Raw genomic sequence first — 12,022 nt, 5'->3', positions numbered from 1 at the left:
GAAAACAGCCACCGCGTAAGCGGCTTGCCCTTGATAGCGCAAAGAATAATTGCTACAATGCTGTCCTCGACGGAGAAAAAATAGATTGTTCCTGAGTTCCTCGCCGTCGGTGGTGACGACGCAGCAATTATTCCTTGTGCTGTCAAGGGAGTGCGTACGGATTCCTTAACATAAATTACCACTATAAAATTTTATGTCTCACATACTTTCAGCGGATTTGAATCTACCGGGTATCACAACTACATATTTATTCGCTTTGTTCATAACTCGTCATTTTTTACAATCTATAGTGCTGTATAAAAAATGGACTCCGGCATCTAGTGCGACACCAAAGTCCATTTTACGATCAATATTATTACTGAGATAGGCTGCGTATTACCTAAACTATCAGTGGTGGAACAGTCTGAGGCCTGTAAATGCCATAACCATATCGTGGCTGTTGGCTGCTTCGATGACGTTGTCATCACGTACAGAGCCGCCGGGCTGAGCTACATACTTAACGCCGCTCTTATAGGCTCTCTCGATGTTGTCACCGAAGGGGAAGAAAGCGTCGGAGCCAAGGGCAACGTCTGTGTTCTTGTCGAGCCATGCTCTCTTCTCTGCCTCTGTAAATACAGGGGGCTTCTCTTTGAAGATATTCTGCCACTTGCCCTCTGCGAGAACGTCCATGTAATCTGCGCCGATGTAGAGGTCGATGGCATTATCGCGGTCAGGTCTCTTGATGCTGTCAAGGAAAGGAAGGTTCAGAACCTGAGGTGCCTGACGAAGGAACCAGTTGTCAGCCTTGGAGCCTGCAAGACGTGTGCAGTGGATTCTGGACTGCTGGCCTGCACCGATACCGATGGCCTGGCCGCCCTTTACATAGCATACCGAGTTGGACTGTGTATATTTAAGTGTGATAAGTGCAATGATAAGGTCGATCTTGGCAGACTCAGGAAGATCCTTATTGTCTGTAACGATGTTGGTGAGCATGTCCTCACCGATCTCGATGAAGTTGTGTCCCTGCTCGAAGGTTACGCCAAATACCTGCTTCTTCTCAACTGCCTCGGGAACGTAGTTCTCGTCGATCTCGATCACTGCGTAGTTGCCGCCCTTCTTGGCCTTGAGGATCTCAAGGGCCTCATCTGTGTAGCCGGGAGCAATGATTCCGTCTGAAACCTCTCTCTTAACAAGCCTTGCCGTATCTGCGTCGCAGACATCAGACAGGGAAATGAAATCTCCGAAGGATGACATTCTGTCAGCGCCTCTTGCTCTTGCGTAAGCGTTAGCCAGGGGGCTGAGCTCTCCAAGATCCTCTACCCAGTAGATCTTCTTCTCGATATCTGTAAGAGGTGTTCCTACTGCTGCTCCGGCAGGTGATACATGCTTGAAAGAAGTTGCTGCGGGAAGGCCTGTTGCCTTCTTAAGCTCTGATACAAGCTGCCATCCGTTGAGGGCATCAAGCAGGTTGATGTAACCGGGTCTTCCGTTTAAAACCTTGATGGGAAGGTCACTTCCATTCTCCATATATACTCTTGAAGGCTTCTGATTGGGGTTGCAGCCATATTTAAGTTCGATCTCGTTCATGGTTATTCTCCTTTACGCGTTCTTGTTGATGATGCGGCTCTCATACTTTCCTGTTGCGATCTCAATATATCTTGTGAAAAGTGAAACCTTGTTGTCTGCGTTAAGAGCGTTCCAGACATTGTTAGTGAAGGTATCAATATCACCATCGATATTTACAAGAGTAGGCTCTCCCTCGTAGCTGGGAAGTGGATTGCCGTCACCCATATAGGTGTGGATAAAATAGCCTTCACCGGCCTTGGGATTCTCATAGGTAAAGGTGAATCTCTGGCAGGAAGAAGGATCTCCGTGATTGCTCTTCAAGATTGACATAGCAAAATCATACTTGCCCTCTGCCACGTTCATGATTCCTGAAATTCTGGGTGTGTAGTTGGGGGCATCAGGCTCAAACTCTCTTGTTCTGAGTGCCTGCTCGAAGGTATTGCCCTCCTTCATAAGATCATAAACAGTATCGGTCTGATCTCCGTTGGTTACGATGGTGGAATTACCAAGGACGCGGACAGGTGCATAGATGATAAGACTTGGATCCTCCATCTTGGAAGGATCGTGGGCCTGGGTGCGGATACCCTCACCGTCCTCTACGAATACGCGGTTTCTTGAATTCTCGCTTCTTCCCATGATGAAGTAAGCGCAGGCTGCGTATTTGCCATCAGGAGTTGTGCCGATTACGATTCCTCGGCCAGGGTAGGTGGTGCTTGAGATTTCTTTTACTAAATCTGTCATTGTGACCTCCGTATAATAGAAAGACCGCCTGGGCAAGCCACTACAGCGGCTGCCCAGGCGGTCGACAATTCTTTTCATTATCTGTACTCCCATGTGGTTACCCACTTATCCGCCAGTTGTACAGACACGTATAAGATACATTATCCTGCAGATTTTTTCAAGTACTTAATTGACCATTTTTATTCAATTCATGTACTGATCAATGCCATCCGCGATACCGGTGACAATTTTCCAATTCACACTAATGTCAAATTGTCAGACAAATCAGCTTCCAAACAATACTTCTAACAAATCAGGGATTTTGTAGTATTATATATACGGCAGACGAAAAAAATCAGGAGCGATGTTAATGAGATTATTACAGACTTCTTATAACGACAAACTTGAAAATACAGTAAAACAGTGGACTGAGAGTCTCTCAGCAAATGAGAGGGCCGCTCTTTTTCATATTTATGTACCTTACGATCTGGCGGATAATCGCGTCAAGACTGATGCTGTCAGAGGAATCCTCAGGACTGCTGCTCCCGATATTCCGGTCATAGGCTGCAGTGCAACGGGAGAGATTCTTGAGGGCAGCATGAATGACACCGAGATCGTACTGTCTCTTATGATATTTGATAAACCGGGCACCGGAATTGAGGTGCTTCCTTATTATGATAAAAAAATGGACGAAACAGCGCTACTTAAATATGCCGCTGCAATTCCTAACCTCAAGGGAATTGAGGTTCTTACCGCTGCTTCCTACCAGGATATGGAGGGAGTCTCCATGCTTTTGGATGAGCTTCCCGAGGAGGTTGAACTCTTCGGCGGAGTGGCTGTCGGAGACGCTGCATGCAAATCCTTTGTTTTTGCTGATGACTGTGATTACAGCGAAAACGGCACCGTTTTTGTATTTTACAGCGGCGAAGATTTCCACATTCAGACCAACAGGATGTTTGGCTGGAAGGCCATTGGTTATCCTCTTACCGTTACCCGCTCAGAGGGTCCTGTTGTCTACGAGCTGGATGGCAAGCCCGCCTACGATGTGTACCATCACTATCTTCACATCGGCAAGGGCAAAAATTTCTTTTATGATGCTCTGGAATTCCCATGGGAAGTGCAGATAGATGAAACAACGAATTATATCAGACATGCCAAGTCTCTGAATCCGGACGGCAGTATAGTCATGTCTTCCAATATTCCTCAGGGCAGCCGGGTACGTCTTACCTACGGCGATCCCCGAAGGATCTTCGAGCATACCAAACAGACAGGGCTTCTTGTGAGAGATTTTGCTCCCCAGGTTGTGAATATTTTTAACTGTATGGGACGTAAACTCTTTTGGGGAGGCAATGAAGACGTGGAGATTGCCGAAATTTCCAAGCATATGCAGACAACGGGATTCAGCGCCCTTGGTGAGATCATGAGATACAAATCCCAAACGGTGCTCAACAACCTGTCCATAGTCTGCGTTGCCATGAGAGAAGGCAAGGCTCAGGGCCTTATTGACCTTGACGTGGAGCAGCTGGAGAAATCCTCCGACATGCCCATCACCGCCAGACTTGCCATTTTTATCAACACAATAACAGAAGAACTGATGGAAAAAAATGAGCAGCTCAACGAGATGCTGTACAAGGCTTCCCACGATGCGCTCACAGGCCTTCTTAACCGCGGAGCCATAGAAAGAATTATCTATGACGCAGAAAATGAAGACTGGTATCTCATAATGCTGGATGTGGATAATTTTAAGCAGATAAACGACAGATATGGACATAACATGGGAGACAAGATCCTCAAGCTTACCACCAGACACCTGTATGAGCACTCGGACTCTTTTCCCGGAATACAGGCAGGACGCTGGGGCGGCGAGGAATTCATGCTATCTGTGTCCGGCTACTCACCGGAGCAGGTTAAGGATATAGCAGAGCGACTCAGAAAAAGAGTAAAGGCCTGCTCCGATTCGGAAGTTAATGTTACCATCAGCGTTGGTGTAACCGCACATCACGCCGGTGAAAGCGTATTGGAAACCATAGACAGGGTCGATGCCCTGATGTACCGTGCCAAGGAACAGGGCAAAGACCGTGTATGCAGTGATATTTAGTTCTTAGTCAGAGCAAAGTCATCGACGGTGCCCCAGCTTCCTTTGTTACAGGTATAATGAACACCAATCTTGATCGTGTCACCGGTGGCAATCTTAATATCATCAATGACAGGGTTCTTCCACTCTGCCCAGTTGGTTACCATGAAGGTCTTCTTGTAGGTTTCGTCGCCCACAACCGCAAAGAGTTCCAGATTGGAATCCCCGGACATATCTCCGCCCTGGGCAAAGCACTCCAGCCTGTAGCTTCCTTCCTCAAGGTCTGTCAGTTCCTGGTAGATGGTAAAGTCCATGTCACCATCGCCGGACCAGAAATGATAAGCAAAGTCGCCGGTGTAAGCATCATCAGCTTTTTCCTGAAGATCAGTGGGATTGGTGGAACCCTCGTATTCAACCTTCCACATGGAGATATCGCTGTCTTCAAAGCTTGGATTGACCACCAGATTGGGAAGTTTGACTTCAACGTGGCATACGATTGTTTGGGGCTCTCCGTCTGTTCCTTCAACGGTTCCGGGAACATTTATGGACTGCTGACCGGAATTATCAATTTGGGCAACTGTATCTGCATCCCAGGTAACCGGCACCTTGGTATTCCTGGAGGTGTCATTGTATATAACGTCTACTTTGTCAGGAAGTTCTATTTTATCCCCCACAACAAAAGTCCTGTACACATCGGGAATCGCATCAATCTGAAGCGGCGCATCAGAGCCTGTTCTTATGAGCTTGAAGGTATTTAAAGACGCAAGAGGATTGCCCTCAAAATCAAAGAGCGCCTGATTATCCCAGGAACATCCGCCGTAGTACAGCCCTGCGTCCTCAGGGTCATAATCCGCCGCGAAGCTGCTGGCCCATCCGCTTCCGTAGGTCTCCCATTTCTCTGAATTGTTGTCAGTAGGCTTTCCAACCGGAATCCAGGTTCCTTCCCAGTAAAAAACTCCAAGAGCTCCCGCATCATTTGCCGCAGCCATCGTGTCTCTGAGCATATTTGCCTGGCCCTGAACCGTAGCGGGATAGCCATCGACAATATCACCCTCGCCGCTAATGCTGTTGCCGGTGCCATCACCTTCTTCCGATGTGTAGCAATAAGAAGTCTCGGCCAGTAGCACCTCTTTTCCATAGTCGTTTTTTATCATCTGAACAGCAGCCTGCATTTCATCAAAACCGCCGTTCCAGAAAGGATAATAGGAAAGGCCTATGATATCATAGTCGACTCCTGCAAGCCCCAGATTAGTCACAAGATTGGTAAGCTCGGGGATGTCCTGAATATTGGTGTAATGAATGACTACTTTAATATCTTTGCCGTATTTATCTGCCATCTCGCGGACTGCTTTGCTACCTGCAGACAGGAGTTTTGTCACATTGGCCTGGGCCTTCTCTCCGCTCATGCCATAGTTGATCTCATTTCCAACCTGAACCATGGAGACGTCAATGCCCGCGTCCAAGAGCTGTGTCAGTGAATCCACAGTAAAATCATAGAGCGCATCAGACTTGGCGTTCAGATCCATTCCCTCCCAGGCTTTGGGACAATGCTGCCTCTTGGGATCGGCCCAGAAGTCGGAATAGTGGAAATCTATGCAGACCTTCATTCCGTACCTGGTGGCTCTTTTGCCCAGCTCTATCGCTGTCGCAACATCGTTGTTGCCGCCTCCGTAGCCGTTTCCGTCCTTGTCGTAGGGATTGTTCCAAACGCGGAGCCTTATGTAGTTGACGCCGCTATCTGCCAGGGTCTCAAAGACATCTGCCACCTCGCCGTCGTAGTTATAGTAATTAACTCCGCTGTTTTCCTCAACAAGTACCGAGGATGCGTCCATTCCGCAGATATAGTTCTCAGGCAGGTTATCGATCTTTTTTACAAAAATCGTAGTGTCTACCTTGTCGCGGTGCTCTGCGGGAGTAATGATGGGGGCTACTGATTCAGATGAAGCTTCGGAAGCGTTTGCGGCATCATTCTGTATAGTGCCGGTTGATTCAGTGTTTCCTGAATCATTTGCTTTTTCTGAGTTTCCTGTACTTGATGATGTTTGGGAATTTCCTGTGCCAGAGCCTGCCACTTCCTTATTGTCTGCAGCTCCTGCACAGCCCTGAAGCAGCATTGAACATGATATGGCAGCGGCCATGACACGGCAGATGGTTTTCTTTTTCATAGTATTTCCCCATTTCCTTTCTGATATTTTATGGATGTGTTTTATATGAGTTTTTTGTGTTTGCCTACCGCGAAATTATCTATTACGTATTATTTAAGAAAAAAACTGGCGCAGACGTAGTCCATTTTTTTTCATTACGTCTGTTTGAACGCTTTTCGATATATGGCGTAGCTCTGCCAAATATCTTTACGTCTATTTAGAAAAAATCCATAATTAACGTAATTCAAATAAATTAAGCCATAAGCAGAATAATAAATTTACGTCTGAATCAAATTATATGCCAATCGGACGTAACGGATAGTCCAAACACTATTTTACCACTACGTCCAATATGAAAAAACGACATTATAGACGTAGAAGAAAAATCGGACTACGTTATATTTGAGGTATTAAATATTTAGACGTAATTAGCTATCGCTTTACCGTTAATGCATAAACATGCTCATTTGTCACGAAAAAACGATGCGAAAAGTCGTTTTCTAAAATTGATACTAATATTTTCTACTTGCGATGTTGCAAAGGATAATATAAAATCTTGGTTATTGGAAACGTTACCGGAACTATGAATATTGTATCATAAAAAAAGTGGTTACGACTAGCAAATGCTCACTATCACCAACACCTATAATGAGGGAGGAATATCATGCCAAACTGGTTAAAAGACGCTGTTTTCTACGAAATCTATCCACAAACCTTCAAAGACACCAATAACGACGGTATCGGAGATATCAACGGTATCATAGAGAAGCTCGATTATGTTAAGAGCCTTGGCTGCAATGCGATCTGGATCAATCCCTGCTATGACTCTCCTTTCAAGGATGCAGGCTATGACGTAAGGGATTACAAGAAGGTAGCACCCCGCTACGGCACCAATGAGGATCTCTACAGACTCTTTGGCGAAGCCCATAACCGAGGCATCCACGTGCTCCTTGACCTGGTTCCCGGCCACACCTCAGAGGAGCATGCCTGGTTCCTTGAGAGCAAGAAGGCTGAGCGCAACGAATACTCTGACCGATATGTATGGACCAATGCCGCTTTCCAGGGAATTGGCGGACACCCTTACATCGGCGGCGAGGCAGAGAGAGATGGCTGCTACATGTTGAATTTCTTCAAGTGCCAGCCTGCCCTTAACTACGGCTTCCTTAACAGAACCGAGGACTGGCAGAAGGCTCCCGACGATCCTGAGTGCATCGCAACAAGAGAAGCCATGAAGGACGTAATGCGTTTCTGGCTGGACCACGGCTGCGATGGCTTCCGCGTAGACATGGCGGACTCTCTGGTAAAAGAGGATGACGAAAACAAATCAGCCACCGGCGCCATTTGGAAAAACATAAGAGAAATGCTTGATAAGGACTATCCCGAGGCTGCCCTTGTTTCAGAGTGGAGCAATCCCCATCAGGCGCTTAAGAGCGGCTTCCACGCTGACTTTTACCTGGACCATCACGGAAACGGCTACAACACCCTTATCCGCGACAACGAGACTCCCGGCGGTGATCACAGCTTTTTGAAAAAAGACGGCGATGGCGATATCTTCAGATTCCTGGATGATTATCTTCCCAAATATGACGGAACCAAGGACTACGGCTACATCAGCTTCATCACCTGTAACCACGACACTCCAAGGCCCAGAAGGACTCTCTCCTATCATGAGCTTAAGATTGCCTATGCTATGTTCCTGACCCTTCCCGGAGTTCCTTTTATCTACTACGGTGATGAGATAGGCATGAGATATCTGGATATTCCCACCAAAGAAGGCGGCTTTGCAAGAACCGGCAGCAGAACCCCCATGCAGTGGGATGACAGCAAGAACCACGGTTTCTCGGATTGCAATCCTGATACCCTCTACCTTCCACAGGACCCTGCAGAAGATGCTCCTACGGTAGCTGCTCAGGAGAAGGATCCCGATTCACTTCTCAATGAGGTGAAGGCCCTTGTTACGCTTCGCCATAAATATCCTGACCTTCAGGCTGACGGAAGCTTCGAAGTACTCTTTGCCGAGAAAAACAGCTTCCCCTTCATCTACAGACGAGGCATGCTGATGGTTGCCATCAACCCTTCTGAGAAGGAGGCATCGGTTTCCCTTATAGACAACGACCACTACGAGGATCTTGCCAAGGTGTCTGATGAGTACCACTATGACAACAGCGACATCGTGCACTGCATCGGAAAATGCGACGTGACTCAGACCAAGATCACACTTGGCCCTCAGTCCTTCGCAGTTATCAAGCTTGATTAATTAAAACAGGGCTTTGAGATAATAACAATCTCAAAGCCCTTAATTATTTCATATAGATTTACTTAAGTCCGTAGCTCTTTTTGAGGTAGCTGTGAACGATTGGAGCAATGATCCAGATAAGCCACATGCGTCCCCAAAGTCCGAATACAAAGCCGCCTATCATGAAGATTGCAAAAACGATTGCCCAGTAGTTGCTGAGAACAGTGTCCATAAGTGGGCTGATCTCACGACCGTTGGGGGTTTTGTAGGTCTTATCCTTCTTGAGCTCTTTTTTGAGCTCTTTCTTTAATTCCTTTTTAAGCTCGTTAACCCTGACCTGATCAATTGTGTCTGCCTTAGCTTCCTTGATGGCTTCTACGGTTCTGGTGGTTTCCTTCTCCCAGCTATCAATGATGCTTGCTGCCTCACTTGAAGCGGCTGCTGCATAGGTTCCGGTGCTATCACTGCCGGTTGTATGTCTGGAAGGCATCTCATCGTCCTCCTCTTCATCATCCAGCTCTTCATCAAGGGATTCTCTGGAATTGAGCTTAAGAAGTCTCTTGCAGGCTCCTGTTTTTCCGGAGGATGAGATGATGAGGCAAACACCGAGGCCTGCGATTACAAAAAGAAGCGCAGGAGCAAGGTTCTCGGTAATAAATTCGTTGGAAAAAATGATCTCAAGAAGCACAGTGGGAAGTACGCTTAAGGAGCAAAGCACGATTCCTGCCGCAAGAACAAGTCCCCTTGTTACCTGGTGAGAATCCAGCTGGCTTTTAACATAGGTTTCTGTTTCTGCATCAATGGTGCAGAGCTCATCTGAAAGGAATCTCCATTCTCTCTTTCTTGCGGAGGAAAGAACAATAAGTCCTACGCCTACAGCAATGAAAACAAACAATGAAATGATGGAAAATGCTGATACCATTTTGGACAAAGCTCCTATTCTAAAGAAGCCTGCAAGGCCATCGGAAAGAATAGGGCCAACTACGCACATAATGCAGAACATAACTCCAACACCCAACATGAACTGTGAAAAACCATTCTCTGAAATATAGTCTCTGGCTTCCTCAATGTCCACTAATCTTCTGTAATTCTCTGAATTCTCATCTCTTCTGATTCCCATGGAATCTGCTATCTCATCCAGATTGCCAAACTCTTCCTTGATGATCTCTAAGGCCTCTGACTCTGACTTACCCTCTGACATAAGCTCGCCATATTTGTCCTCCATCATTGTCATAAGCTCCTGCTTAGCCTTGAGAACTTCATCTGTGGCAGGTAAATTTGCAAAAATGCTGTTAAGGTATTCTCTGATTGCTTCCATTATTCTTTCTCCCGTTTTTCACACACTTTTTTTCTTGATAATAAATCAAACTGCTTCCTGAGAGATGAATCTCTCAATAACATCCTTGGTCAAAAGCCATTCTTCACATTTTTCCCTGTAATAATCGCGCCCTGCGTCGGTTATACGGTAGTAGGTGCGGCGCTTGCCATTTTCTGCCTCCCGGCTGAAGGATGAGATATATCCGTTCTTCTCAAGCCTTGTAAAAGCAGAATACAACGTCGTCTCCTTGATGAGATACTTACCGTCGGACATGGTCTTGATATTCTTGGATATCTCATATCCGTAGGAGTCCTCCCGGCGAAGGAAATACAGGATAATAGTGTCGTTATAGCCTCTGATCACATCGCTGCTGATCTCCTGCATAGCTTTTTCCTTTTCCTTATGTATTTGATTATATGTATCTTGTAACGGATAATTACTACGACAAACATACTACGTCTGTCATAGTAACAATATAATACGACTGTCGTAGTATGTCAACAAAAAAATGGGGCCAGTCCCCAATAACAAATTGTGAACTTCTCAGATTACCGATAGAGTATGTTGTTCACAGTTTGTTGATGGGAACCGGCCCCTTAACACTGCTGCTTATTTCTTTAATTACAATGTCTTGATGCTGTCTGTCTTGATAATGAACTTAACTGAGCTGGGCTCCTCCTCTGAGGATCCGCCGAAAGATGTGTATTCCTTGCCTGCTTCCTGGATGGCTGTGATCCTGTCTGCGAATTCGGTGAAGTCTCCGTCGAATGCTTCGTAGAGCTTCTCAATACCTTCCTCATCGAACTTAAGCATTCCTTCAAGGAGTTCCTGAACGCCGTCGTCAAGCTTGACTGAACCGTCTGCAAGTTCCTTGACACCGTCTCTGAGCTCATTTGCGCCATCGTTTAGCTTCTTGGCACCGTCATTGAGTTCACCGGCACCGCTGTGTAACTTGCCTACGCCTTCATCGAGCTGTGCTGCGCCGTCTGAGAGCTTGACTGCTCCGTCATTAAGCTGTCCTGCGCCATCTGCAAGCTTGGCTGCTCCGTCATTAAGCTGTCCTGCGCCGTCTGAGAGCTTGGCAGCTCCTGCATTGACCTGACTTGCTCCTGTTGAGAGCTTGCCGGCACCTTCGTTAAGTGTTACAGCGCCTTCAGAGAGTCTCTTTGCTCCTGCTACCATAGAGCCTGCACCGCCGGAAAGCTTGTCGTTATTGGCAACAAGTGCCTTGGTTCCTGCAGAAAGCTTGTTGGCGCCTTCTGAAAGACTACCGATTCCTGAATCCAGCTTCTGTGCTCCAGCGTAGATATTCTTGATTCCTTCGGCCATCTGTGCATTGCCGGTAGCAACCTGCTCAGCACCTGTCTTAAGAGTCTGAAGCTGTGTAAGTGTTGCCTCGCTGAAATCTATGCTGTTAAGAGTCTGTAATGTATCACCAAGGATCTTGGTTGATGCCTTGGCTGCCCCGTAGGTTCCGGAATAAATGGAAATCTTCTGTATAAGAGTCTTGGTCTCAGCTGTCTTCTTGTCTGACTCTTCCTTAACCTGAGCCAAAACAGCCTCTTTGGTCTTCTCGGAAGCAACAGCTGCTGCTTCATCAGCTGCCTTCTTGAGCATATCCTGGAGTTCATCATAGGTAAGAGTTATTGTACCCTCTGAACCTGTACTTCCTGTACTTTCTGTATTTCCTGTACCTTCAGTATTTCCTGTACCTTCAGTATTTCCTGTACTTTCAGTATTTCCTGTACCTTCAGTATTTCCTGTACTTCCGGTATCACCAGCGCCGCCATTGTCGCCGCCCTGAGTGTTATCACCGGCATTTGTGGTGTCACCCGTGCTTCCGCCATTTGTATTATCTCCGGCATTTCCGTTGTCACCGGAATATCCATTGTCTCCGGTACTTCCTGCATTAGCATTGTCGCCTGCAGGCTGTCCATCGCCATCTGTAGGCTGAGCGTCGCCTGTGGGCTGACCTTCACCTGTAG

The 12,022-nt window shown here is 46.8% G+C and carries 7 protein-coding genes, 1 pseudogene and 1 riboswitch; of the genes and pseudogenes, 2 read left to right on the top strand and 6 right to left on the bottom strand.

Going from position 1 to position 12,022, the window contains the following annotated elements; translation table 11 throughout:
• Positions 1-387 precede the first annotated feature (387 nt).
• Both G588_RS0117310 and G588_RS0117305 read right to left on the bottom strand, forming a co-directional pair.
• The gene (locus tag G588_RS0117310) at positions 388-1,566 is read right to left on the bottom strand and encodes a phosphoribosylaminoimidazolecarboxamide formyltransferase (RefSeq protein WP_022779957.1); all 1,179 of its coding nucleotides are present in this window, start codon (positions 1,564-1,566) and stop codon (positions 388-390) included.
• 12 nt (positions 1,567-1,578) lie between these two features.
• Positions 1,579-2,286 carry an IMP cyclohydrolase gene (locus tag G588_RS0117305; RefSeq protein ID WP_022779956.1) on the bottom strand — a complete coding sequence of 236 codons (708 nt, stop codon included), beginning with the start codon at positions 2,284-2,286 and terminating at the stop codon, positions 1,579-1,581.
• Positions 2,287-2,330: 44 nt separating this feature from the next.
• Positions 2,331-2,416: riboswitch (ZMP/ZTP riboswitch) on the bottom strand.
• Positions 2,417-2,635: 219 nt separating this feature from the next.
• On the opposite strand from G588_RS0117305, the gene G588_RS0117300 reads away from it, so the two are divergent.
• Positions 2,636-4,363, top strand: coding sequence for a sensor domain-containing diguanylate cyclase (locus G588_RS0117300; protein WP_022779955.1), 1,728 nt, complete (start codon positions 2,636-2,638; stop codon positions 4,361-4,363).
• On the opposite strand, the gene G588_RS20830 is transcribed toward G588_RS0117300, so the two are convergent.
• Entirely contained in the window at positions 4,360-6,504 is a 2,145-nt protein-coding gene (locus tag G588_RS20830) for a glycosyl hydrolase 53 family protein (protein ID WP_022779954.1), read from the bottom strand. The two genes, G588_RS0117300 and G588_RS20830, sit on opposite strands and share 4 nt — an antisense overlap.
• A gap of 643 nt (positions 6,505-7,147) precedes the next feature.
• On the opposite strand from G588_RS20830, the gene G588_RS0117290 reads away from it, so the two are divergent.
• Complete coding sequence (locus G588_RS0117290; protein WP_022779953.1) at positions 7,148-8,740, top strand: alpha-amylase family glycosyl hydrolase; 1,593 nt, start codon at positions 7,148-7,150, stop codon at positions 8,738-8,740.
• Positions 8,741-8,798: 58 nt separating this feature from the next.
• Here G588_RS0117290 and G588_RS0117285 read toward each other — a convergent pair whose 3' ends face one another.
• The 3 genes and pseudogenes from G588_RS0117285 to G588_RS0117275 all read right to left on the bottom strand — a co-directional run.
• Positions 8,799-10,037, bottom strand: coding sequence for a permease prefix domain 1-containing protein (locus G588_RS0117285; RefSeq protein WP_022779952.1), 1,239 nt, complete (start codon positions 10,035-10,037; stop codon positions 8,799-8,801).
• Positions 10,038-10,082: 45 nt separating this feature from the next.
• Positions 10,083-10,421 carry a PadR family transcriptional regulator gene (locus tag G588_RS0117280; protein WP_022779951.1) on the bottom strand — a complete coding sequence of 113 codons (339 nt, stop codon included), beginning with the start codon at positions 10,419-10,421 and terminating at the stop codon, positions 10,083-10,085.
• A gap of 237 nt (positions 10,422-10,658) precedes the next feature.
• Positions 10,659-12,022: pseudogene (locus G588_RS0117275) on the bottom strand (hypothetical protein); the annotation flags it as partial.

Source organism: Butyrivibrio sp. AE3009 (genome assembly GCF_000420845.1).
In the GTDB taxonomy this organism is placed as follows: domain Bacteria; phylum Bacillota; class Clostridia; order Lachnospirales; family Lachnospiraceae; genus Butyrivibrio.
Note: the sequence above shows the minus strand (reverse complement) of the source record. Positions and strands in the feature narration are given on the sequence as shown.